The following is a 24,011-nucleotide window of genomic DNA, read 5'->3' as shown; positions in this document are numbered from 1 at the left end:
CGGCAGGTGACGATGTCCTGTCTGTCGCAAAACAAGAGACACCTTGACGGGAAGGAGGAGCGGCATGCTCGACAAACGCAAGTTCTACATCAACGGCGAATGGGTCGAACCGGCAGCACAGAACGACCTCTATGTGCTCAATCCTGCCACCGAAAAGCCGATCGCGGTTATCTCCCTCGGTACTGCAGTCGACATCGACCGGGCCGTTGCGGCCGCCAAGAAGGCCTTCGAGACCTACAGCCGGACCAGCCTGGGGGAACGGCTGGCGCTTCTTGAAAAGCTGCTGGCGATCTATGAACGCCGCTACGACGAGATGGCCGACACGATCACCGCGGAACTCGGCGCGCCGAAGACCATGAGCCGCGAGCAACAGGCCGATGTCGGCGTCGGCCACCTCAAGGGTTACATCGACGCGCTGAAGCGGCTGAAGCTGCGCGAAAAACTTCCGAACGGCGACACGCTGATGCGCGAGCCGATCGGGGTTTGCGGGCTGATCACGCCGTGGAACTGGCCGGTCAACCAGATTGCGCTCAAGGTCGTGCCAGCGCTTGCGACCGGCTGCACCTGCGTGTTGAAGCCGAGCGAGTTCACGCCGCTCAATGCCATGCTCTATGCGGAGATGATCGAAGAGGCTGGCTTCCCGCCCGGCGTCTTCAACCTCGTCAATGGCGACGGCCTTCACGCCGGCGCCGCACTGTCGAAGCACAAGGACATCGAAATGATGTCCTTCACCGGTTCGACGCGGGCCGGCATCGCCGTCAGCAAGGACGCCGCCGATACGGTCAAGCGCGTCACGCTGGAGCTCGGCGGCAAGTCGCCGAACATCGTCTTCGCCGATGCCGATCTCGAGCAGCGGGTGACGGCCAGCATCCTCGAATGCTTCAATAATTCCGGCCAGTCCTGCGATGCGCCGACCCGCATGCTGGTGGAGCGCAGCGTCTATGACGACGTGGTGGCGATCGCAAGGCGCGTGGGCCGGGAGGCGACCGTCGGCGATCCGAGCAAGGAAGGCGCGCATATCGGTCCGCTGGTGAGCCACATCCAGTTCGAGCGGGTGCAGGCGCTGATCGAGGCGGGCGTCGGCGAAGGGGCGCGGCTCCTCGTCGGCGGCCCCGGCAAGCCGGACGGCTTCGAGACCGGATATTTCGTCAAACCGACGATCTTCGCGGACGTCGACAATTCGATGCGGATCGCACGCGAGGAAGTGTTCGGGCCGGTGCTGGCGATCATTCCCTTCGACACGGAGGAGGAAGCGATCGCGCTTGCCAACGACACGAACTATGGTCTCGCGGCTTATGTCCAGACGGGCGATCGGCAGCGCGCCGAGCGGGTCGCGGTGCGATTGCGGGCCGGCATGGTGCATATCAATGGCGGGCCGCACCGCTACGGCAGCCCCTTCGGCGGCTACAAGCAGTCCGGCAACGGTCGTGAGGGCGGTACCTTCGGCCTCGAGGATTTTCTCGAGGTGAAGACGGTGCATCTGCCGGACGCGACTTGATCGGCGGCTGGAGCTCGCCGGCTGCGACGTTGTCTGCGGCTGCCAACGATTGCCTACCGGCGATTTTTCAGGGCTGTTGCTTGACCCGCAGTTCTGATAGCTGGCGGGGGCGCCTTTTGGCGCTCCCTCCCAGTACCCGGACATCACCGTGAGTCAAGCCGTCAGTTCCGCCTCCCCGCAACAGTCGCTCGCCATGGCCGCGCTGCTCATGGGCGGTGTCGCCATTGCCGGATCGCCGATCTTTGTCAGGCTCTCGGAAGTGGGGCCGATGGCAACGGCCTTCTGGCGCGTGGCGCTGGCGCTGATCCCGCTCCTTGCCTGGTCGTGGCTCGCCAAGGATACAGGCGCAGACCGGCGCCCGGAGCGCTTGTCCGACTATGCGCTGCTCGTCCTGCCGGGCGTGTTCCTCGCCATCGACCTCGGGGCGTGGCACCTCTCGCTCACCATGACCTCCGTGGCCAATGCGACGCTGCTTGCCAATCTCGCTCCGGTCTTCGTGACGCTTGCCAGTTGGGCACTGTTCCGCTCGCCGGTGAGCCGCATTTTCCTGGCCGGTCTCGTCACGGCCGTCGCCGGCGTCGTGGTGTTGAAAGGCGGCCCGGGTGCGCTTGGCGGCGGCGATCTCATCGGGGACGGCATCGCGATCGTCGCCGCGATGTTCTATGCCGGCTATATTCTTGCCATCGGGCAATTGCGCAGCCGCTTCGGCACCAACCGCATCATGATCTGGAGCACCGCCTCGGCCGCCGTCTGCACGCTCCCGATGGCAGTGCTCGCCGAGCCCGCGCTCCTGCCGCCGACGGGCTTCGGCTGGGCGATCCTTTTCGGACTCGCCTTCGTCAGTCATGCCGGCGGGCAGGTGGCGATCACCTATGCGCTCGCCTTCCTGGCGCCCGCCTTTTCATCGCTGACGCTGCTCGTGCAGCCGGTCGTGGCTGCGGTGCTCGCCTGGGTCCTGCTGAGCGAGCCCGTCGGTGTCATGCAGGCAACGGGCGGGGCGATCGTGCTCATCGGCATCCTGATCGCCCGCCGCGGCTAAGGCATGTCGCCGAAAAAGTGTGCAGCGGTTTTTGGGATGACGACATGCACAAAAACAAAGAGCTAAAGCGCGCCGCGTGAATACGTTTGAACGCGACGCGGTTTAGCGCTCCTCAAATGCCCGGCAGCGCAAATCCCGCCAGCCGTTCCTCCAATTTCCGGATCGTGGGCACGCCGGCATTGGCGAAGGCAAAGCGCAGATAGCTTTCCTGGCCTTCACCGAAATAGTCACCCGGCAGACAGACGATGCCGGCGAGCTTTGCCAGCTTCTCGGCGACGAACTGCGAGTCGATATCGCGGAAGGGGTGGCGGACATAGGCGAAATAGGCGCCGACGGCCTGCAGCTTCCACTGCGGCAGGCGGCCCATGACGTCCTTCAGCGCGTCGGCGCGGGCAGTGATTTCGGCGCGGTTGGCGAGCCGCCAGTGGGCGAGTGCCGGGATCGCCCTGGCGACGGCGGCCTGGGCCGAACGCGGGGCGCAGATCTGCAGGTTGTCCATGATCTTGGTTACCTGCTCGATCAGCGCGGGTCCGGCGGTGATCGCGCCGAGGCGGTGGCCGGGGATGCAGAAGGACTTGGAGAAGCTGTAAAGGCCTATGAAGCCGTCCTGCCAGCCCTTGGTCTGAAGGAGGCGATGGGGTGCCACCGCGGCCTCGGGCAGGAAGTCGCGATAGGTCTCGTCGAGGATGAGCCAGGTGCCGTTTGCGCGGCAGACCTCATAGATGCGCTGCAGCAGGTCGGCCGGATAGACGGCGCCGGTCGGGTTGTTCGGCGAAACGAGGGCGAGGGCGCGAATGCCGGGCCGAAGGGCCGAGGCGATGGTCTCGACCTCGGGCAGGAAGCCGGCGCCGGCATCGCAGGGTGCGAGTTCGACATTGATGCCGAGCATCGCCAGGGTGGTTTCCTGGTTGAAATAATAGGGATTGGTCATCAGCACCGTGTCGCCGGCGCCGGCAACCGCCATGGCGGCACAGATGAAGGCCTGGTTGCAGCCGGAGGTGACGTGAATGTTTTCCGGGCCAATGGGAGCGCCATAGAGTTTTGCCACCTCATCGGCATAGGCGCTGCGCAGTTCAGGCTCGCCCTCGATCGCGCCGTAGCCGGTATAGGCGGGCGACGCTGCGGCTTCGCCAAGCCATTTGAGCATATCCGGATGGGCAGGATAGCCGGGCACCGCCTGGGAGAGATCGATCAGCGGTCCCTTTGCCCCGTCATAGGCCTTCGCCCACGCAAGCACGGAGGGGACCGGCGGCGGCGAGAGCTTTGCGACGAGCGGATTGAGATGAGGCATCGGGCGTTCCTGTGGTTGGGCGAGTGGCATGGGCGAGGTGCCGGCACTACGGCTTGGTCTTGCGCTTTTGCGGGGTTTCCAAGCGCCGCTTGCGGGGTGACGAAACCGGCCGGAAGCTCTCCGCTGCCGATTTCGGATCTTCCGGCCTGCGGGACCGAATGATCGTCCGGGCGGAGGTCTGCAGCTCTGGCATCGGATCGCCTTCGAGTGCCGCAAACAGCCAGTCGATGAAGACGCGGACGATTGGCGCGGCGCGGATCTCGTTACGGCAGGCAACGAAAAAAGCGTCGTTGGCCGGCACCGTCAGATCGAAAGGCGCGATCAGCTCGCCGCGGGCGATCAGGCTGCCGGCGGTGATCGTATCGCCGAGCGCCACGCCCTGGTTGTGTAGGGCGCCTTCGGTCGAAAGCCGCGCGTCGCTCATGAAATGCTGGCGGCCGCGCTGAAGGTCGGCCGCGTCGGCTGCGGCAAGCCAGGTGTTCCATTCGCGGCCGTCGTCGCCATGCAGCATCACATGATCGCGCAGATCCCGGATCGAGCGCAGCGGCCGCATGTTGAGAAGGGTTGGGCTGACCACGGGAAACAGCTCGAGCCGACTCCAGAGCTTGGCCCAGCAGTCTCCCCAATTGCCGTCGCCATAGAGGAGGCAGACGTCGACTTCGGGCGAGTGGAGATGCAGCGCGTCATTGGAGGCGATCAGTGTCAGCTGCACGTCGGGAAACTGCTCGGTGAACTGATGCAGGCGCGGGATCATCCAGAAGGAGAGCAGCGCCGGCACGCAAGTGATCCGGAGTTCGCCGCTGGTGGCGGGCCGGGTCATCGCCGCCGTTGCGGCGGCGATCTCCGCGAAGGCGTGGGTGACGGCCGGCAGCAGCAGCGCGCCCTGCGGGGTCAGCCTCAGGCGTTTGCCGCCGCGCTCGAAAAGGGCCGCGTTGAAGGAGAGTTCGAGCGCACGGATCTGATGGCTGATCGCCCCATGCGTGACGTTGAGCTCGCGGGCCGCCGCGGAAACCGAGCCGCGCCGGGCGGTCGCCTCAAAGGCGCGCAGCGGGTTCAAGGGGGGCAGGCGGCTCGACAACGGGAACTCCGACGGGTTCGATTATGTGAATTTTTCTCACACGAAATGCTATAACAATGTCAATTGATTTTCTAGAGGATTTGTCACCTAATAGGTTCCAACAAGGGCAAAAGCCTGGGGAACACGATTGCGCCTGTATTGCTCGGCAACGCCGCCGGTTGCGATCGGCGTTGCGATGCTTTCTTCCCCCGGCGACAGACATGGAGGCTCCGGCACATGGCCTGGGACGAGAAGAAGCTCGGCGAACTGAGGGCGAAGTATGGCGAAAGCCATGGCGGCGAACTTTTCGATCCGACCTTCCGCAAGGTGGCGGACAAGATCTTCACGAAGAGCGGCACGCGGCTGGCGCCCTATTCCGGCATCCCCACCTTCCTGACCGCGCCCTATATGCCGGTCGATCCCGAGCAGCCGGACTTCGGCAATCTTCAGGTGGCGATCGTCGGCATCCCAATGGACCTCGGCGTAACCAACCGCCCGGGCTCCCGCTTCGGACCGCGGGCGCTGCGCGCCATCGAGCGGATCGGGCCGTATAACCACGTTCTCGGCTGCGCACCAGTGCATGATTTGCGCGTGGCGGACATCGGCGACGTGCCTTTCCGCAGCCGCTACCGGCTGGAACTCAGCCATGAGGACATCGAGAAGCGCCTCAACCAGATCGTCGATGCCGGTGTCGTGCCGCTCTCGGTCGGTGGCGACCATTCGATGACCCATCCGATCCTCAAGGCCGTCGGCAAACGAGAGCCCGTCGGCATGATCCATATCGATGCGCATTGCGATACCGGCGGCGCCTACGACCTCACCAAGTTCCATCACGGCGGCCCGTTCCGCAATGCCGTCCTCGACGGCGTTCTCGATCCGACCCGGGTCATCCAGATCGGCATTCGCGGCTCGGCCGAATATCTCTGGGAGTTCTCCTACGAGTCCGGCATGACCGTGATCCACGCGGAGGAGGTCTCCGGTCTCGGCATCCCGGCGATCATTGACAAGGCGAAGAAGATCGTCGGCGATGGTCCGACCTACCTTTCCTTTGACATCGACAGCCTCGACCCGAGCTTTGCTCCTGGCACCGGAACGCCCGAGATCGGCGGCCTGACGACGCGCGAGGTGCTGGAACTGATCCGCGGCCTCAAGGGCGTCAATCTCGTCGGCGGCGATGTCGTCGAGGTCGCCCCACAATACGACGCGACGACCAACACGGCCCATGCCGGTGCGCAGGTGCTGTTCGAAATCCTGAGCCTGATGGTTTTCAGTCCGACGATCACCGGCAAGGCGGGCTGATCCTTGAAACCGGTTCTGCCGCCGAACTGGAAGCGGTGGCAGGACCATCCTGAGCAGACAAACTTCCAGATTGGGGAACAAAGATGACAATCCAAACCAAGCTGAAAGCAGTATTTGCCGCCGCACTGATGATCGGTGCCGCGGCTGGAATGGCGCATGCCGATGCCGTCGACGACATCAAGGCCGCAGGCCAGATCAATGTCGGCATCTTCTCGGATTTCCCACCGTTCTCGTCGGCCAGCGCCGATATGAGCATCAAAGGCTATGACGTCGACGTGGCGCAGCAGATCGCCGATGCGCTCGGCGTGAAGCTCAATCTCGTCAGCGTGACCGGCCAGAACCGCATTCCCTATCTCAATGACAAGCGCGTCGATATCCTGATGAGCGTCGGCTACTCGAAGGAGCGTGCCGAGGTTATCGACTTCGCGGCCGCCTACGCGCCCTACTACATTGCCGTCATCGGTCCGGCCGAACTCAAGGTCGCCGGCAAGGACGATCTCGCCGACAAGACGATCGCCGTCAATCGCGGAACGCTGGAGGACACGTCGCTGACCGAGGCTGCACCGGCCTCTGCCAACATTCAACGCTTCGACAACTACAATGCGGTTATTCAGGCCTTCATCTCCGGCCAGACGCAGCTGATGGTCGTCGGTAATGACGTCGGCGCACAGGTTCTCGCGCGGCAGGAGGCCTTGAAGCCGGAACAGAAGTTTCAGCTGCTGACCTCACCCTCGCATATCGGCCTCAACAAGAACGAGGAACGCCTGAAGCAATCGGTCAACGAGACAGTCGCCAAGATGCTCGCGAACGGCAAATTGGACCAAAGCTCGCAGACATGGCTGAAAACGCCGCTCAACCCCGACAACCTAAAGGACTAAGCCGCTCACGCTAAGGCACGGGCGGCCTGCGGAGGCCTTTTCCGCAGGCTCGCTCTGGAAGGGTTGCAACGATGGGCTACAGCCTCGATTTCGGTTGGCTAAATGGTGCAATGGGCGCGATCGCTCACGGCGCTGCCATGACGTTGCTGCTAATCGCCTGCACGACGGTGCTCGGCATTCTCATCAGCGTTCTCCTGGCGGCTGCACGCCGCAGCCGCTATGACCTTCTGAGCAAGGCTGTGGCGACCTATGTCGAAGTGATCCGCAATACGCCCTTCCTGGTACAGCTTTTCTTCATCTTTTTTGGCTTGCCGAGCATTGGCATTCGCCTCGATCCGGTCATCGCGGCGATCCTGGCGATGACCCTCAACATGGCCGCCTACACGACCGAGATCGTCGGCGCGGGTCTCGATGCCGTGCCAAAGGGGCAGAGCGAGGCGGCTTTGGCACTCGGCCTGAAGCAGCGGCAGGTCTTCATCAAGATCATCCTTCCTCAGGCACTCAAGGTGATCTTCCCGGCACTGACCAGCCAGGTCGTCATCATGATGTTGGAATCGGCGGTCGTTTCGCAGATCGCCGTGCGCGAACTCGCCCACGAGGCAGACCTGCTGCAGGCGCGGACTTTCCGCTCCTTCGAGACCTATCTTGTGGTCACCATGATCTATCTCGGCCTGTCGATGGCGATCAGACGGTTTCTTGTCGCCGGCGGCCGGCGGGTGTTAGGGGCGGGTGTGTCGTGATCGAATTCACCTTTTGGGACATTCTGCGCAATCTGGTTTTCGCAACGCGCTGGACACTCTTGCTCTCAATCGTGGCCTTCGCAGGCGGGGCGGCGGTCGGGCTGCTGATCCTCTTTGCGCGTATATCGAAGCGGCCGTGGCTGCGCCGCTTCGGTGCCGGCTACATCGCGCTCTTCCAGGGCACGCCGCTGCTGATGCAGCTCTTCCTGATGTTCTTCGGCCTGCCGATGCTCGGCTTCCGCATCGAGCCCTGGACGGCCGCAGCCCTTGGACTCACTTTCTACGCCAGCGCTTATCTAGCAGAAATCTGGCGAGGGGGCGTCGAAGCGTTGCCTCGCGGCCAGTGGGACGCCGGTGCGAGCCTTGGCCTCCACTATCTCCAGGAGTTGCGTCTCGTCATCCTGCCGCAGGCCTTCGCGATCACCCGTCCGCCGGTGGTTGGGTTCCTGGTGCAACTCATCAAGAGTACGGCACTGACCTCGATCATCGGATTCGAGGAGCTTCTCAGGACGGCCAATGCGATCAATAATGCCACTTTCGAACCTTTCACGGTCTATGGGTTGGTCGCGGTGATTTTCTTCGTGCTGTGCTACCCTCTGACGCAATATGCGCGAATGCTCGAGCGACGTACGCCAGCACATTGAGACCAAGAAGATGTAAGCAATCAACGACAACAGGGAACGCGGCGACTGCCGTCAAAACAAAGGAGACATGCAATGAACATCAGTTCCATCAAGCGCCGCACGCTGCTGGGGGCGGGGCTTGCCGGTGCATCGATGCTGGCAATGCCGGCGGTGCTGAGGGCCCAGGACAAGTCGCTGAAGGTCGGCGTCTATGGCGGCTACTTCAAGGACTCCTTCGATAAGAACATCTTCCCGGAGTTTACCAAGGCAACCGGGATTGCCGTGGAGTCGATCGCCGAGCCGACCGGCGAGGCCTGGCTGGTTCAGCTCGAGCAGGCTGCCCGTGCCGGTCAGGCGCCGGCAGACGTTTCGATGATGTCGCAGGTCGCGATGCTCAAGGGTCAGGCGACCGAGCTGTGGACGCCGATCGATATGGCGAAGATCAAGCATGCGTCGGACCTTCTCGACCGCTTCGTCAACAAATATCCGGATGGCCGCGTTGCCGGCGTCGGGGCGGTCTCCTGGTACATTACGCTCGTCACCAACACCAATGTCTACAAGGAGGCGCCGACCTCCTGGACAGCCCTCTGGGATCCGGCGAACGCCGACAAGCTCGGCCTGCTGGCGCTGGTTTCGAACTCCTTCCTGCTGGAAGTGACCGCCAAGACCCACATGGGCGGCACGAATGCGCTCGACACGGAAGAGGGCATCCTGAAGGCGTTCGAGAAGCTCGCCGAAGTGAAGCCGAATGTCCGCCTCTGGTACCGCGACGAGGCGCAGTTCGAGCAGGCGCTGAAGTCGGGCGAAATCCCAATGGGCCAGTACTATCACGACGTCACCGGCCTTGCCGCTGCAGACGGCCACCCCGTTCGCTCGACCTTCCCGAAGGAAGGCGGCATCCAGGATTCCGGTTGCTGGGCCCTGTCGCGCGCCTCGCAGAAGTCGGCGGAGGCGCACATCTTCATCGACTACATGTGCCAGCCCGCCATCCAGGCGACGCTGTCGCGCAAGGTCGGCACCTCACCGACCGTCAAGCGCGAGTCGACCGACCTGACGGACAAGGAATTTGCCGCGGTGTCGTCCGATATCGAGCCGATCGTCCCGCGCTACGATCTCTATCAGACGAAATCCGATTGGCTGAACCAGAAGTGGACGGAACTGATCGTCGGCTGAAACAGGCAACGAGACTCCGCCCGCCCTGAAGATCCGGGGCGGGCTTGGATGGCTCGATGCATGATCCCTTAAACCGCAAGCGTTTTGGGGATAACCTATGCGGAAATTGAAGATGCTGCTGTGCCGTATCGCCCGCGTCTGGACGGGGGCGCGGCCGGCATCCGCGCATGAGGCGCGAGAGCAGGGGAACTTATGTCGGGACTTGCCCTTCAGAACGTCGTCAAGGAATTCGGGGCCTTCCGGGCCGTCAACGACGTCGACCTCACCGTGCCGCACGGCACCTTCGTCTGCATGCTCGGCCCTTCCGGCTGCGGCAAGACGACCCTTCTGCGGATGATTGCCGGGCTCGACCTGCCGACCGCGGGCGCCATCCGGCTCGACGGCGAGGACATCACCCGCGTGCCGACCCACAAGCGCAACCTCGGCATGGTGTTCCAGTCGCTGGCGCTTTTTCCGCATCTGACGGTCGGCGAGAACATCGCCTACCCCTTGCGCATCCGCGGTGCGCCGAAGGAGGAGCAGAAGAAGCGGGTCGACGAACTCCTGTCGATGATCCATCTTCCCGGTTACTCGGACCGGCCGGTCTCCAAGCTCTCGGGCGGCCAGCGCCAGCGTGTCGCGATCGCCCGGGCGCTGGCGATCTCGCCGAAGCTCTTCCTGCTCGACGAGCCGCTCTCGGCACTCGACGCGAAGCTGCGCGAGGCGATGCAGGTGGAGCTCCGGCAATTGCAGCAGAAGCTCGGCATCACCACGATTGTCGTCACCCATGACCAGCGCGAGGCGATGACCATGGCCGATACAGTGGTTGTCATGAGCGGCGGCGAAATCCGCCAGGCGGCCTCGCCGATCGAGATCTATCGCCGGCCAGCCGACAGCTTCGTCGCCGACTTCATCGGCCAGACCAACCTCATCGAAGCCGAATCGGATAGCCGCAATCATGTGACCGTGCTCGGCCAGCCGGTGCCGGGCCTGCAACTGCCGACCGGGGCCGCCAAGGCGACGATCTCGATTCGGCCGGAGGACGTTCATCTGACCGCACCAGGGGCCGGGGCGCTGACCGGCACCGTCACTTTCGTGCGCGACCTCGGCGGCACGATCGAGACCTTCGTCGATGTCGCCGGCCGCCAGATCGTCGCCGTCTCGACGCCGCGCGCCCGGCCGGAGGTCTCCGTCGGCCAGCAAGTCGGCGTGGCGCTGACGCCGGATGTCTGCGTGGTGCTGCGCAAATGAGGCGCGAACCGCCCCAGACCCTTGGCGATTATTCGCCGCTCCTTTTCCCCGCGGCGATGCTCACCATCTTCTTCGTCGTGCCGTTCGGCACGATGATCGCCGTCAGCTTCTTCCAGCGCCAGCAGGGCGGCTTCTACACGCCGGCCTTCGTCTTCGACAATTACGAGCGCTTCCTTTCGGCCTTCTTCGGCGGCGTGCTCGGCTTCTCGCTGATGATGGCGATCGCCGTCGCCATCTGCTGCGTGGTGCTGGCGCTGCCATTCACCTATCTGCTGACGCGCATGGCACGCCGCGTGCAGATCGTCTGGCTGGTCGCGCTGCTCTCTATCCTCTCGCTCTCCGAGGTGATCATCGGCTTTGCCTGGTCGACGCTCTTCTCGCGCACCGCCGGCATCACCAATATTCTCGTCGCGCTCGGCCTGATGGGGGAGGCCAAGGCTTTGACGCCGAGCTTCGCGGCGGTGCTGACCGGAATGGTCTACCAGGCCTTTCCCTATACGGTGCTGGTCCTGTTTCCGGCGCTTGTTCGCCTCGATCCGACCCTGACCGAGGCAGCCCGCACGCTCGGTGCCTCGCCGCTCAAGGCCTTCTTCACGGTCGTCGTGCCGGCGCTCAGGAACACCATCGTCGCGACGCTGATCATGGTGTTCATCTTCGCGCTCGGCTCCTATCTGCTGCCGCAGCTTCTCGGCCGGCCGCAGCACTGGACGCTCTCGGTGTTGATCACCGATCAGGCGATCTACCAGTCGAACATGCCCTTCGCCGCCGCCATGGCCGTGTTCCTCGTCTTGGTGACGCTGGGGCTGGTGGCGCTCACCGTGATCGCCGGACGCAAAGGAGAGGCGGCATGACATCCGTTTTCCGCAAGTTCTATTTCTTCCTGATCGCCCTTTTCCTGGCGCTGCCGCTGATCGTCGTCGCCGGCGTCTCGGTCAACCAGAAGCAGACCCTCGCCTTTCCGCCCGAAGGCTTTTCGACCTCCTGGTATGGGGAGATCTTCATGAACACGGAATGGCGAAACGCGCTTTTCGCCTCGGTGACGCTTGCGGTCCTTTCGGCGGCACTTGCCGTCGCGATCGCCCTGCCGCTCGCCTGGTTCCTGTGGCGGCGGGTGGCGCCCTGGGCGAATATTTTCCAGCTCCTCGGTGTCGCCCCCTTCACGCTGCCGCCGGTGATCACGGCGCTCGGCCTCTTGACCTTCTGGGCGACCGCCGGCTTCTACGGTCAGCCGTGGACGGCGGTGGTCAGCCACGCGATCTTCTTCGTGACCTTGCCGCTGGTGACGTTGTCGCTCGGCTTCACCTCGATCGATCGCTCGCTGGTCGAGGCCGCCGCGACGATGGGCGCCGACGAGCGCACCATTTTCCGTACCGTGGTGCTGCCGCTGATCCTGCCCTATATCGTCTCGGGCTACGCCTTCGCCTTCGTGCTGTCGCTCAACGAATATATTGTCGCCTATATGACAGTTGGGTTCACGATGGAGACGCTGCCGATTAAGATCTTCAACGCGCTGCGCTATGGCTACACGCCGACCATGGCTTCGGTGACGGTCCTCTTCGTTTCGACGGCGGCGCTCATCTTCGGTCTCGTCGCCCGCTTCGGCGATCTACCGAAGCTGCTCGGCGCCATGGCATCCGATCAAAAATGATGAAGCTCGCGGCCCTGCAGATGAAAAGCGTCGGCGGCGATATCGCCGCCAATCTCGCCCGTATCGAAGGCGCGGCTTCCGAGTCTGCGGCCAAGGGGGCGACATTGCTGGTGACGCCCGAACTCGGGATTACCGGTTACGGCGCGGGTGAGGATATCCGGGCGCTCGCCGAGCCTGCCGACGGATCGACCGTTGAAGCCTTGCGGCGGATCTCGCGTGACGCCGGAATCGCCATCATCGCCGGCTTTGCCGAGCGCGAAGGCGCGGCCGTCTACAACAGCGCCGTCCATGTAGACGGGGACGCCGCGCCGACGGTTTACCGGAAATCGCATCTCTATGGTGACTACGAGCGATCGCTGTTTACGCCGGCGGAGCCCTCGACGCGCCTCTTCGAGCATCGCGGCGTCACCTGCGGCATGCTGATCTGCTACGATGTCGAATTCCCGGAAAATGTCCGGCGCCTGGCAGCGGCCGGGACCGATGCCGTGTTGGTGCCGACGGCGCTGCCGGCCGGCTGGTCGGGCACCTTCATAACCGATCACATGATTCAGACCCGGGCCTTCGAGAACCAGGTCTTCGTCGCCTATGTCAACCATTGCGGCTCGGACGCGATGTTCTCCTTCGCCGGTCTTTCCTGCATCGCATCGCCTGACGGACAGGTCATGGCGAAAGCCAATTCCGCCGACGAAACGGTGATCTTCGCGGAAATCGACCCGCAGGCCTTTGCCATTTCGCGGGCGGAGAATAACTACCTCAAGGACCTCAGACGGGTCTGATTTCGATCGTTCTCTGGCAGGGAACAATCCGTTCGAGCCGTCCCACTTGCAGAACGCTTGGCCGGAGGCCGATATTCGGGTCAACGGAAGGCCTCAGGAGGGCAATCATGAGCTTGCAACTGACAGGTATTCACCACTTGACGGCGATTACCGCGAATGCGCCGGAAAATTTGCGCTTCTACACGAAAGTGCTGGGGCTGCGGCTCGTCAAGAAGACCGTCAACCAGGACGACACCTCGGCCTACCATCTCTTCTACGCCGACGGTAAGGCGACGCCGGGCTCGGATCTGACCTTTTTCGACTGGCCGGTCGGACCGGAAGGGCGCGGGACGCACAGCATCTCGCGCACCGGGCTGCGCGTCGGCGGTGCGCAAAGCGTCGAATGGTGGAAGCGGCGCTTCGACGAGCTCGAAGTGTCGTCAGGCGAAATCGGCGAAATCGATGGCCGGATGTCTCTCGATTTCGAGGACGGCGAGGGCCAGCGGTTCCGGCTGGTGGACGACGGCGGACTCACGCCTTCGCATCCGTGGGAAAGGAGTCCGGTCACGGCCGAGCACCAGATCAGGGGTCTCGGGCCGATCACCATCAGCGTACCGGATATCACCAATACGGCGCTCGTGCTCACCCATGTCATGAACATGCGCGAGGTGCGCCACTATCCCTCGCCGGACGGAAACGGCAAGGTGCATGTGTTCTCGATGGGCGAGGGCGGGGCGGGTGCCGAACTCCATGTCGCGGTCCAGCCGGGCCTGCCGATCGCCCGGCAGGGAGCCGGCGCCGTCCACCACGTCGCCTTCCGCGCGCCGGATGTCGACCATCTGCACCAGTGGACGGAGAGGCTGAAGGCCTTCCATCTGCCCTCGAGCGGCGAGGTGGAGCGCTTTTATTTCCGTTCGCTCTATTTCCGCGAGCCGAACGGCATCCTGTTCGAGATCGCCACAGATGGCCCCGGCTTTGCCGTCGACGAGCCCTTGGAGTCGCTCGGGGAGAGCCTATCGCTGCCGCCCTTCCTGGAGCCGAAGCGGGCGCAGATCGAGGCGCGGCTTAAGCCGCTGGAATAGCGTGGCGCGCCCGTTCTTGTATTGGTCGCCGAACAAGCGAAGCCGGTGCGATCGCCGGCTTTCCTTTCGCCGCCTCACGCCTAGTTTGCTTGGCAACCAGGATGCGCAACCGAACAGATTGAAAGGTTACACATAGCGATGACGAAACTACTCGGCATATCGGGAAGCCTGCGCAAGGCTTCCTTCAACACCGGACTGCTTACGGCCGCGAAGGCGGTCGCACCAGAGGAGGTCGAGTTCGAGGCCGCAACGCTGCACGGCATTCCGCTGTATGACGGGGATGTCGAGGCGGAGAGCGGCGTGCCGGCTCCGGTAGAGGCGCTGAAACAGCGGATCATCGCGGCGGACGGCGTCATTCTCTTCACGCCGGAATACAACAACTCCGTGCCCGGCGTTCTCAAAAATGCCGTCGATTGGCTGAGCCGCCCGGCCGCCGACATTGGCAAGGTGTTCGGCGGACGTCCCTTCGCGCTCGCCGGCGCCTCGCCGGGGAATTTCGGAACCATTCTCAGCCAGAATGCCTGGCTCCCGGTGATTCGGACGCTTGGTGCCGAGCTTTGGTCGGGCAAGCGGCTGATGGTGCCGAAAGCCCGCACCGTTTTCGACAGTGAAGCGCAATTGACAGATGAGGAAACCCGCGAGCGACTGCGCGCCTTCGTTCAGGCCTTTGCGGAATATGCGGCGACGGTGAAGGCGCATCGGTAGCTGCGCCCGCTGGGATTATAGCCCTCGTTCCGCGAGCCAAGGACGAATGACGGCGACGTCTTCCGGGCCGATGCCGTGTCCGGTGTCGAGGTCGACCGCCTCGAAATTCGCGCCGCTTTCCCGCAGTTCCGCCTTCAACTGCGGCGCGTGTCTGCCGTAGATGTCGTCCTTGCCGGTCAGCATCAAGGCGTTCGTGCCCGCGAGGTCGGCCCTCGGTGCATCCTCGAGGGCCGCCATGGCCCGCATCAGCACCGCATTCCTGATGGCGCCCGGGTGAAGGAGCATGACGGCCGCGAGCAGATTGGCGCCGTTCGAATAGCCGATGAACACGGTCCTTGCGAGATCAAGCCCGTAGGCCTCGCGCGCCTCGTCGACGAAAGCGGCGAAGGCTTCCGCTTCCGAGCGGATGTCGCGCTGGTCGAAGGTGGTCATCGACAGGCGGCGAAACCAGCGGGGAAACCCTTCCTCGGTGCTGCGGCCGCGCACGCCGATCAGCGTCGCGCGCGGATCGAGCTGATGGCCGAAGGGGAGCATGTCGGTCTCGTTACCGCCGCTGCCATGCAGCAGCACAAAGGTCCGCTCGTTCATCCGCTCCGGATGATGAAAGCGGTGGATAAAGGGCAGGTCACGGAGCGTCAGCCGCGGCTCATCGGGAAGCGCGAATTGCGGCAGCCGGACCAGCGTCGCGGCGGGATCGCTGCTCAAATGCGGCGGCAGGAAGAGTTTTGAACCGAGCGCGTCAGGAAGTTCATCGACCGCAAAGCCGGGGCCGTCGGTGGCAAGCTCGTAAAGCGAGCCGCCGGGCTCGCGCACATAGAGCGAGAAGAAATATTTCCGATCATGGGCGTTGGTGGCGCCGGCGTGTTCCTGTTCGAGATCGGCGCGCACGGCGAGCACGGTCGCCTCGTCCGGGGCGCGAAAGGCGATGTGATCGATCGTCCCGGTCCCGGGTGCCGCAGCCCAGAAGCCGGTTGCGTCACGCACGTCGATGACATCGCCGGATGAGGAGACGAGGCGATGGATCGTCTCCGTCGCGGCGGCCTCCCGATAGCCGAAATGGCTCTGGAGAAAATGCGCCGTTTCCTTCGGCTTTTCGGTCAGCACGGTGGCTCCGCGCAGGCGCCGGATCGAATCCGACTCCGGGATGTCGCGGCTTGCCCAGGGGGCGGGCTCGGCGAGCGCGTCGGTGCCGACCAGCTTGACGATCACCCCGTCCGGATCCTTGAGCCGCAGCACCGGTTCGCCGAACTCCTGCGCCGGACCGGTCGCCTGGATGTTGAACCGCAGGGCGCGCGTCAGCCAAAAGCCGATGCTCTGCGTTGGGACGGCGAAGGCGATCTCGCTCGGTTGGCCGGAGCCGACGCGCCCCGGCGAGCCATCCTCCCATATCAGGAAGGAGACGAGCGAGCCGGGCGAGCCCGACGCATCGCCGTAGAAGAGGTGCAACTGATTGGGATCCTCGAAGCCGCCGGTTCGCTTGACGAGGTGCAGGCCGAGGAATCCGACATAGAAATCGACATTCGCCTGAACCCTGCGGCTGATCAGCGTGATGTGGTGAATGCCGCTGGTCACAGTATTAGCCCTCCTTGCCACCGTTGGGGCGCTTCATTGCCAAAGGATCGATCAAGCCGGGATGCGGATCAATCCCGATTTCCGGTGAGGAAGGAGCGGAACGCCTCGCCGTGGTCCGGGTGCCAACGGGAAAGGGGAGGGCGGTTCTCGACGATGTCGCCGGCCGCCCACAGGATGCGCTTTTCGTCGGTGGACCTTTCGACTTCATTGTCGGGGCAGAGGATGTAGAAATCGCCGCGGGCGAGGCTCTCCAGCATGAAATCGACTGTCTGTTCCGGCGTCCAGGCGCCGGCCGGCTTTTCGGTGCGGCCATGCGCCGTCAGCGCCGTGTAGACGAAGCCGGGGATCAGCAGATGCGCGTTGACCTGGCAGTTCTCGGTGTTGCGCAACTCGTGCTGCAGCGCCTCGGTGAAGACCTTCACGCCCGCCTTCGAGACATTGTAGGCCGGGTCTCCGGGCGGCGTGGTGATTCCCTGTTTGGAGCCGGTATTGATGATCAGCGCCGGCTCGCCGTGGGCGATCATGGCGGGTGCGAAAATGCGCGAGCCGTTGATCACGCCCCACAGATTGACGCCGAGCACCGATTCCCAGTTCTCCAACGGGCCGAACATCGAGCTGCCGGGCTGAATGCCGGCATTGTTCATCAGCACATGCACATGGCCGAACCGCTCATGCGTCGCTCGCGCCAGGGCGACGAGCTCGTCGGCCCGGGAGACGTCCGTGGCAATTGCAGCGACGTCCGCCGCCCCGCCCGGGGCAAGCTTCGCCACTTCCGCCGCGGCCGCCTGCAGCCGTTCGCCGGCGAGATCGGCAAGCACGACCTTCATGCCGCGATCGGCGAAACGTCTTGCGGCGGCAAGCCCGATGCCGGAGGCGGAGCCGGTGATAACGGCGACGTTGTTTTTGGCGATGGCGGAAAAGGACAACATGGTTCACAATCCTGCTTACGACGGACGATCGACGAGAGATAGGGCCTGGCGGCGCACAAGTCCATGAGGGATGGCTGCCGACACTTTTTCGAAACAACCTCCCGCCTGGCCGGTCGCTGAGTGTGTGCGTTCATCCTCCCCGCGAGATTTCCATGGCTGTTGAAGGCAAGTTCGGCAAAGGCATACCCTGTCAGGACTGTCCCCTGCGGCCGCTCGACGCGTTCCGCCCTTTCACGCCTGAGGAACTCGCCTTCGTGTCCGACTTCAAGATGGGCGAGCAAACGGTCGAAAGCGGCGGGACGATCCTTTCCGAGGGCGAGACGAGCGCGCATCTCTTCACCGTGCTTTCCGGCTGGGGGTTCCGCTACAAAATGCTCGACGACGGTCGCCGCCAGATCCTGAACTATGTGATGCCGGGCGACATCGTCGGATTGCAGGGCAGCCTCATGGGCGAGATGCAGCACTCGATCGAGGCGCTCTCGCCGGTCACCCTGTGCGTGTTCAAGCGAAGCAGGCTCGGCGAGCTCTACCGGGGCTATCCCGAACTCGCCTATGACCTGACCTGGATCGCGGCCCGCGAGGAGCGCATTCTGGACGAGAACCTCTTGAGCATCGGCCGGCGTTCCGCGCTCGAACGGGCGGCCTATCTCGTTGCTTTTCTCTATCAGAGGGCTGAGACGCTGGAGCTTTTCCGTGGCGGCCGCGGCGTCATTCCCATCACCCAGCAACATCTTGCCGACACGCTCGGCCTGTCGATCGTCCACACCAACAAGACCCTCAGGAAACTAGCCGCGCTCAAGCTTATCCGTTGGGCCGAGGGAGGGTGCAATGTCCTGGAGATCGACGGCCTGTTGTCACTAGCGGGATGGGAGGGACTGAGGGAACTGAAGAGGCCGCTGATTTGACGCCGAATAATTCGTTCGAAGAGCGCGATATGTCTTTTTTAAATGCCACGTCTGTCCGTCTGGCCTAGCGTGCGCGAAGTGGTCGGTTCTCGGCAGAACGAGGAGACCGAGGGATGCTAGTAGATGACAAGTCAGATTTCGCCGGCCATCGAATCGGTCCTCGTTCTCGAGGATAATTTCCTCATCGCCATGGATATGGGAGAAATCCTCAGTGCGCTCGGCGTCAAGAGCGTGCACATCGCCAACAGCGTCGAAAAGGCGATGGAGATCGTCTCGGCACATCCGGTCGACTTCGCCATTCTCGATATCAATCTCGGCGACGAGACAAGCTTCGCCGTTGCCGAATCGCTGATGGCGCGGGGGATCCATTTCGGATTTACCAGCGGCTACGGTGATTTGCTGGCTCTGCCCGGCCATCTCCGCGATATTCCGCGGATCGAAAAACCCTTCAGCGAAGGCAGTCTCAGCAGTCTCATCGCGGCCGCTTTTCGCCCGGAAAGTCCTTAAGCGGAGAATCACACCCTGCCGCGCGCGACGAACCAGGGATTGGCGAAGTCGCAGTCGTTCGGCTGGTTGCGCTTCCCATAGGCGAGCGGCCGGCCGTCGATGACCAGCGTTTCGCCGCCCGCCGCCCGGAGAATCGCATCGCCGGCGGCCGTATCCCACTCCATCGTGCGGCTGAAGCGAGGATAGACATCGGCCTTGCCCTCGGCGAGCAGGCAGAATTTCAGCGACGAGCCGACAGCCTCGTAATCACTGATGCCGTTTTCAGCGAGGTGGGCGAGCGTTTCGGCGCTGTTGTGCCAGCGGCTGATCAGCGCGACCGGTCGGCCGCCGCAGGGGCGGCAGCCGATAGGCTGCCAGTGTCCAATCCGGCCGTCTTCGACCGGCGCCTTTCGTGCCATTCCGCCACTTGCTGCATGGATCACCCCAAGGGCAGGCGCATGGACGACACCCGCGGCGGGAAGCCCATTTTCAATGAGCGCGATGTTGACTGTGAAATGATCATTGTGCTCGACGAATTCCTTGGTGCCATCGAGCGGGTCGACGAGAAAGAACCGCTTGCCGGCAATGTCCGGGACGTGCCCGGCGGCGACGGCTTCCTCGGCGATGACCGGTATGTCTGGAAAGGCGGCGGCAAGCTCGTCGAGGATGATGCGCTCGGCGCGGTGATCCGCGTCGGTCACCGGCGAGGTGTCCGGCTTGTAGGTCACGGCCGGTCCGGCATTGTAGATTTCCATGATCGCCCGCCCGGCCGCAAGCGCCGATCGTTCCAAAATCTCCAGCATCGTTCCCCTGCTCCAAGGTCATATAGGGCGGCAATCCTTGCGAGTGGCCGTCGGTTCTAAACCACGATCTGTTGGGCCACATCAACTGTAAACTACCGCCGATAAAGTCATGCTCTTTCGTCATGGGTTAATACCGCCGGCGTTCGCGTTTTTCCGGTTTCCGGGCGAAAACTGATTGTTTTCGCAGCGAGAGCTGCAAATTTTTTGATTTTTCTGGCAGGAAAAACGTCAAATCGATTTTATAGCGGAAGAATCTGCGGGCCACGCAATTTTTGACTTTCATTTTCGCTTGAAAGAGGTATGAAATCCTCTGAGAGCACGCTCATGAAGGAAAACTAATAAAAAGAGATCGGACCAACAGGATCCGGTCCAGGGGAAGATTGATGGAGTATTTCATCCAGCAGCTCGTCAACGGGCTGACGCTTGGGTCTATTTATGGTATGATCGCGATCGGTTATACCATGGTCTACGGCATCATCGGCATGATCAACTTCGCCCACGGCGATATATTCATGCTGGGCGGCTTTGCCGCTTTGATTGTGTTCTTGCTTCTCACGACATTCATGGCAGGCATACCGGTTGTACTGGCGCTTTTGCTTATGATGATCGTCGGCATGCTGACGGCGGCGCTTTGGAACTGGACGATCGAGCGGGTAGCTTACCGGCCGCTGCGCGGTTCGTTCCGACTGGCGCCGCTGATCACCGCGATCGGCATGTCGATCGTGCTGTCGAACTTCATCCAGGTGACACAGGGTCCGCGCAACAAGCCGATCCCGCCGCTCGTCTCGTCGGTCTACGACCTGTTCGGGATCACCGTCTCTCTGAAGCAGATCATCATCGTCGTCATCACCGCGATCCTGCTTTCCGTCTTCTGGTATATCGTCAACCGGACGCCGCTCGGCCGGGCCCAGCGGGCCACCGAGCAGGATAGCAAGATGGCGGCGCTGCTCGGCGTCGACGTCGACCGCACCATTTCGGTGACCTTCATCATGGGCGCAGCGCTCGCTGCCGTCGCCGGCACCATGTATCTCATGTATTACGGCGTCGTCGTCTTCACCGACGGTTTCGCTCCGGGCGTCAAGGCGTTTACCGCCGCCGTCCTCGGAGGCATCGGCTCGCTGCCGGGCGCCGTTCTCGGCGGACTGCTGATCGGCCTCATCGAGTCACTGTGGTCGGCCTATTTCACAATCGACTACAAGGATGTCGCGACCTTCTCCATTCTCGCGATCGTCCTGATCTTCAAGCCGTCGGGTATTCTCGGACGACCGGAAGTCGAGAAGGTATAGTTCCATGGCAAATGTTGCATCTACTACTGCAAGCGCCGGCAGTGAGCTGACGGCGCGGGCCCTGCGCGAGGCTGTCTTCTCGGGGCTCATCACGCTCGGGCTGTTCGTGCTGTTCGTCGGCCTCAAGACCGACCAGAACATCCGCAACGAGCTGATCCTCAACCAGCGCTGGGGCCTCTTGGCGATCTTCGTGGTCGTCGCCATGGTCGGCCGCTTCCTGATGGTTGCCTATGTGCAGCCCTGGTTCGCCCAGCGCAAGGCAGCGAAAGCCGCCGTTCCGGAAGTGGCGAAGGAGGAGAGCTTCTTCAGCCGCAACTTTTCGAAGATCGCGATCGTTGCGCTCATCCTCTATCCGCCGGTCATCATGGCGCTCTTCGGCGTCCAGGGTTCGCTTAAATGGGTGGACAATTTCGGCATCCAGATCCTGATCTATGTGATGCTCGCCTGGGGCCTCAACATCGTCGTCGGCCTCGCCGGGCTGCTCGATCTCGGCTATGTGGCCTTCTACGCGGTCGGTGCCTATTCCTACGCGCTGCTTTCCAGCTATTTCGGCCTGTCCTTCTGGGTGCTGCTGCCGGTCGCCGGCATCCTCGCCGCCTGCTGGGGCGTGATTCTCGGATTCCCGGTGCTGCGCCTGCGCGGCGACTACCTGGCGATCGTGACGCTTGCCTTCGGTGAGATCATCCGCCTCGTGCTGATCAACTGGACGGAGGTCACCAAGGGAACGTTCGGCGTGTCGGGTATCGCCAAGGCGACGCTGTTCGGCATCAAGTTCGATGCTTCGAAGGACGGCTTCGCGGCGCTGATGGGGCTGCCGATTTCCTCGGCCTACTACAAGATCTTCCTCTTCTACCTGATCCTTGCCCTGGCGCTGCTGACGGCCTTCGTCACCATCCGGCTGCGCCGCATGCCGATCGGCCGGGCCTGGGAGGCGCTTCGCGAGGACGAGATCGCCTGCCGTTCGCTCGGCATCAACACCGTCACGACCAAGCTGACGGCGTTCGCCACGGGTGCCATGTTCGGCGGGTTTGCAGGCTCGTTCTTCGCGGTGCGCCAGGGCTTCGTCTCGCCGGAATCCTTCGTCTTCCTGGAGTCGGCCGTCATCCTCGCCATCGTCGTGCTTGGAGGCATGGGTTCGTTGACCGGTATCTTCGTCGCTGCGGTCGTGATGATCGGCGGTACGGAGATCCTGCGCGAACTCACCTTCCTGAAGATGATCTTCGGGCCGAACTTCACGCCTGAACTCTATCGCATGCTGATCTTCGGGCTTGCCATGGTGGTCGTCATGGTCTGGAAGCCACGCGGCTTCGTCGGATCGCGCGAACCGACCGCCTTCCTGCGCGAACGCAGAGCGGTCTCCGGCAGCTTCACCAAGGAAGGGCACGGCTGATGACCTTCGAGACAAATACAATGACAAAAGACCCCATTCTCAAGGTCGAGCGCCTGTCGATGCGCTTCGGCGGTCTCATGGCCATCAACGACTTCTCCTTCGAGGCCGAGCGCGGCGAGATCACGGCGCTCATCGGCCCCAACGGAGCGGGCAAGACGACGGTGTTCAACTGCATCACCGGCTTCTACAAGCCGACCATGGGCATGATCACCCTGCGGCAGAAGTCCGGCAATGAGTTCCTGCTGGAGCGTCTTCCGGATTTCGAGATCACCAAGCGCGCCAAGGTGGCGCGCACCTTCCAGAACATCCGGATGTTCTCCGGCCTGACGGTGCTCGAAAATCTCCTGGTGGCGCAGCACAACAAGCTGATGCAGGCTTCCGGCTACACCCTGCTCGGCCTGCTCGGCTTTCCGGCCTACCGCCAGGCTTCCAAGGAGTCGATCGATCTCGCCCGCCACTGGCTCGAGATGGCGTCGCTCATCGATCGTGCCGACGATCCGGCTGGCGATCTTCCCTATGGTGCGCAGCGGCGCCTCGAAATCGCCCGCGCCATGTGCACCGGACCGGAACTGCTTTGCCTCGACGAGCCGGCTGCGGGCCTCAATCCGCGTGAATCGGCCGCTCTCAACAACCTGTTGCAGACCATCCGCCGCGACACCGGTACCTCCATTCTGTTGATCGAGCACGACATGTCGGTGGTGATGGAGATTTCCGACCATGTGGTGGTGCTCGAATACGGACAGAAGATTTCCGACGGCAATCCGGATTTCGTGAAGCATGATCCACGGGTCATCGCGGCTTATCTGGGCGTCGAGGACGAAGAGGTTGAAGAGGTGATCGAACAGATCGAGGAAATCGGAAGCGAGCAGGGAGGCGCCCCGCAATGACTGCTCCGCTGCTGAATGTGAGAGGCGTCGAGACCTATTACGGCAATATCCGGGCGCTGAACGGCGTCGATGTCGAGGTCCATCGTGGGGAAATCGTTTCGCTGATCGGAGCCAACGGCGCGGGGAAATCGACGCTGATGATGACGATCTGCGGCAAGCCGCAGGCGCGCACCGGTTCGGTCTTCTTCGAAGGGCAGGACATCACGCGCATGCCGACCCATGAGATTGCCCGTCTCAGGATCGCCCAGTCCCCGGAAGGCCGCCGCATCTTCCCGCGCATGACGGTGCTCGAAAATCTGCAGATGGGCGCCAGCCTCGACAATCTGAAGCACTTCAAGGACGACGTGGAAAAGGTCTTCACGCTGTTCCCGCGGCTCAAGGAGCGGCAGGCGCAGCGCGGCGGAACGCTCTCGGGCGGCGAACAGCAGATGCTGTCGATCGGCCGGGCGCTGATGGCGCGGCCGAAGCTGCTGCTGCTCGACGAACCTTCGCTCGGCCTTGCGCCACTGATTGTCAAGGGCATTTTCGAGGCGATCAAGAAGCTCAACAAGCAGGAGGGCCTCACGGTGTTCCTGGTCGAGCAGAACGCTTTTGGGGCGCTGAAGCTTTCAGACCGGGGCTACGTCATGGTGAACGGCCGGGTTACGATGAGCGGAACGGGCAAGGACCTGCTCGCCAATCCGGAGGTCCGTGCGGCCTATCTCGAAGGCGGCCGGCATTGATGCACGCTGGAGT

General features: G+C 63.0%; 24 protein-coding genes. 19 read left to right on the top strand and 5 right to left on the bottom strand.

What is annotated here, in order from left to right; all coding sequences use genetic code 11:
• The first annotated feature begins 64 nt into the window (after positions 1-64).
• Together SS05631_RS12465 and SS05631_RS12460 are read left to right on the top strand one after the other, a co-directional pair.
• A complete protein-coding gene (locus SS05631_RS12465) occupies positions 65-1,498 on the top strand; it encodes an aldehyde dehydrogenase family protein (RefSeq protein WP_037414515.1) in 1,434 nt (477 codons plus the stop codon).
• A 193-nt stretch (positions 1,499-1,691) separates the two neighbouring features.
• Positions 1,692-2,537 (top strand): DMT family transporter, encoded by an 846-nt coding sequence (locus tag SS05631_RS12460; RefSeq protein WP_083853873.1) that lies wholly within the window; start codon positions 1,692-1,694, stop codon positions 2,535-2,537.
• A gap of 112 nt (positions 2,538-2,649) precedes the next feature.
• On the opposite strand, the gene SS05631_RS12455 is transcribed toward SS05631_RS12460, so the two are convergent.
• Together SS05631_RS12455 and SS05631_RS12450 are read right to left on the bottom strand one after the other, a co-directional pair.
• Positions 2,650-3,828 (bottom strand): aminotransferase, encoded by a 1,179-nt coding sequence (locus tag SS05631_RS12455; RefSeq protein WP_037414554.1) that lies wholly within the window; start codon positions 3,826-3,828, stop codon positions 2,650-2,652.
• Between the two features lie 46 nt (positions 3,829-3,874).
• Entirely contained in the window at positions 3,875-4,906 is a 1,032-nt protein-coding gene (locus tag SS05631_RS12450; protein WP_037414519.1) for a LysR substrate-binding domain-containing protein, read from the bottom strand.
• Positions 4,907-5,122: 216 nt separating this feature from the next.
• Between SS05631_RS12450 and speB the strand changes: the two genes are divergently transcribed.
• The 11 genes from speB (at position 5,123) to SS05631_RS12395 (ending at position 15,018) form a co-directional block, all read left to right on the top strand.
• Positions 5,123-6,184 (top strand): agmatinase, encoded by a 1,062-nt coding sequence (gene speB, locus SS05631_RS12445; RefSeq protein ID WP_095677987.1) that lies wholly within the window; start codon positions 5,123-5,125, stop codon positions 6,182-6,184.
• Positions 6,185-6,267: 83 nt separating this feature from the next.
• Positions 6,268-7,062: a transporter substrate-binding domain-containing protein gene (locus SS05631_RS12440; RefSeq protein ID WP_037414523.1), complete on the top strand. Its 795-nt coding sequence runs from the start codon at positions 6,268-6,270 to the stop codon at positions 7,060-7,062.
• A gap of 71 nt (positions 7,063-7,133) precedes the next feature.
• Positions 7,134-7,802, top strand: a complete 669-nt coding sequence (locus tag SS05631_RS12435) for an amino acid ABC transporter permease (protein WP_037414525.1) — start codon at positions 7,134-7,136, stop codon at positions 7,800-7,802.
• Positions 7,799-8,446 (top strand): amino acid ABC transporter permease, encoded by a 648-nt coding sequence (locus tag SS05631_RS12430; RefSeq protein WP_037414527.1) that lies wholly within the window; start codon positions 7,799-7,801, stop codon positions 8,444-8,446. Before SS05631_RS12435 ends, SS05631_RS12430 begins: the two co-directional genes overlap by 4 nt.
• Before the next feature lie 72 nt (positions 8,447-8,518).
• Positions 8,519-9,598 (top strand): ABC transporter substrate-binding protein, encoded by a 1,080-nt coding sequence (locus SS05631_RS12425; protein WP_037414529.1) that lies wholly within the window; start codon positions 8,519-8,521, stop codon positions 9,596-9,598.
• 192 nt (positions 9,599-9,790) lie between these two features.
• Positions 9,791-10,828: an ABC transporter ATP-binding protein gene (locus tag SS05631_RS12420; RefSeq protein ID WP_037414531.1), complete on the top strand. Its 1,038-nt coding sequence runs from the start codon at positions 9,791-9,793 to the stop codon at positions 10,826-10,828.
• Positions 10,825-11,679: an ABC transporter permease gene (locus tag SS05631_RS12415; RefSeq protein ID WP_037414533.1), complete on the top strand. Its 855-nt coding sequence runs from the start codon at positions 10,825-10,827 to the stop codon at positions 11,677-11,679. The genes SS05631_RS12420 and SS05631_RS12415 overlap by 4 nt, the downstream gene beginning before the upstream one ends.
• On the top strand, positions 11,676-12,476 hold the full coding sequence (locus SS05631_RS12410) for an ABC transporter permease (RefSeq protein ID WP_037414535.1): 801 nt from the start codon (positions 11,676-11,678) through the stop codon (positions 12,474-12,476). Before SS05631_RS12415 ends, SS05631_RS12410 begins: the two co-directional genes overlap by 4 nt.
• On the top strand, positions 12,473-13,252 hold the full coding sequence (locus SS05631_RS12405) for a carbon-nitrogen hydrolase family protein (protein ID WP_037414537.1): 780 nt from the start codon (positions 12,473-12,475) through the stop codon (positions 13,250-13,252). The genes SS05631_RS12410 and SS05631_RS12405 overlap by 4 nt, the downstream gene beginning before the upstream one ends.
• Positions 13,253-13,359: 107 nt before the next feature.
• A complete protein-coding gene (locus SS05631_RS12400; RefSeq protein WP_037414539.1) occupies positions 13,360-14,313 on the top strand; it encodes a ring-cleaving dioxygenase in 954 nt (317 codons plus the stop codon).
• A 138-nt stretch (positions 14,314-14,451) separates the two neighbouring features.
• Positions 14,452-15,018: an NADPH-dependent FMN reductase gene (locus SS05631_RS12395; RefSeq protein WP_037414541.1), complete on the top strand. Its 567-nt coding sequence runs from the start codon at positions 14,452-14,454 to the stop codon at positions 15,016-15,018.
• A gap of 15 nt (positions 15,019-15,033) precedes the next feature.
• Here the strand turns inward: SS05631_RS12395 and SS05631_RS12390 are convergent, their stop codons facing one another.
• On the bottom strand, positions 15,034-16,590 hold the full coding sequence (locus SS05631_RS12390) for a VOC family protein (RefSeq protein ID WP_037414542.1): 1,557 nt from the start codon (positions 16,588-16,590) through the stop codon (positions 15,034-15,036).
• A gap of 68 nt (positions 16,591-16,658) precedes the next feature.
• Positions 16,659-17,519 (bottom strand): SDR family NAD(P)-dependent oxidoreductase, encoded by an 861-nt coding sequence (locus tag SS05631_RS12385; RefSeq protein WP_037414544.1) that lies wholly within the window; start codon positions 17,517-17,519, stop codon positions 16,659-16,661.
• A 152-nt stretch (positions 17,520-17,671) separates the two neighbouring features.
• Here SS05631_RS12385 and SS05631_RS12380 point away from each other — a divergent pair, with 152 nt between their 5' ends.
• Complete coding sequence (locus SS05631_RS12380; protein ID WP_037414546.1) at positions 17,672-18,424, top strand: Crp/Fnr family transcriptional regulator; 753 nt, start codon at positions 17,672-17,674, stop codon at positions 18,422-18,424.
• Between the two features lie 123 nt (positions 18,425-18,547).
• Positions 18,548-18,931: a response regulator gene (locus tag SS05631_RS12375; RefSeq protein ID WP_037414548.1), complete on the top strand. Its 384-nt coding sequence runs from the start codon at positions 18,548-18,550 to the stop codon at positions 18,929-18,931.
• A gap of 8 nt (positions 18,932-18,939) precedes the next feature.
• Here the strand turns inward: SS05631_RS12375 and cysQ are convergent, their stop codons facing one another.
• Positions 18,940-19,713: a 3'(2'),5'-bisphosphate nucleotidase CysQ gene (gene cysQ, locus SS05631_RS12370; RefSeq protein WP_095677986.1), complete on the bottom strand. Its 774-nt coding sequence runs from the start codon at positions 19,711-19,713 to the stop codon at positions 18,940-18,942.
• A 383-nt stretch (positions 19,714-20,096) separates the two neighbouring features.
• On the opposite strand from cysQ, the gene SS05631_RS12365 reads away from it, so the two are divergent.
• Genes SS05631_RS12365 through SS05631_RS12350 form a run of 4 tightly spaced genes read left to right on the top strand, consistent with a single transcriptional unit; the run spans position 20,097 to position 23,998 of the window.
• Entirely contained in the window at positions 20,097-20,999 is a 903-nt protein-coding gene (locus SS05631_RS12365) for a branched-chain amino acid ABC transporter permease (protein WP_037414559.1), read from the top strand.
• Positions 21,000-21,003: 4 nt separating this feature from the next.
• Positions 21,004-22,389 (top strand): high-affinity branched-chain amino acid ABC transporter permease LivM, encoded by a 1,386-nt coding sequence (livM, locus tag SS05631_RS12360; protein WP_037414561.1) that lies wholly within the window; start codon positions 21,004-21,006, stop codon positions 22,387-22,389.
• A complete protein-coding gene (locus SS05631_RS12355; RefSeq protein ID WP_037414563.1) occupies positions 22,389-23,276 on the top strand; it encodes an ABC transporter ATP-binding protein in 888 nt (295 codons plus the stop codon). The genes livM and SS05631_RS12355 overlap by 1 nt, the downstream gene beginning before the upstream one ends.
• Entirely contained in the window at positions 23,273-23,998 is a 726-nt protein-coding gene (locus SS05631_RS12350) for an ABC transporter ATP-binding protein (protein WP_037414564.1), read from the top strand. The genes SS05631_RS12355 and SS05631_RS12350 overlap by 4 nt, the downstream gene beginning before the upstream one ends.
• Positions 23,999-24,011 lie beyond the last annotated feature (13 nt).

The organism is Sinorhizobium sp. CCBAU 05631 (assembly GCF_002288505.1).
Lineage (GTDB): Bacteria > Pseudomonadota > Alphaproteobacteria > Rhizobiales > Rhizobiaceae > Sinorhizobium > Sinorhizobium fredii_C.
Note: the sequence above shows the minus strand (reverse complement) of the source record. Positions and strands in the feature narration are given on the sequence as shown.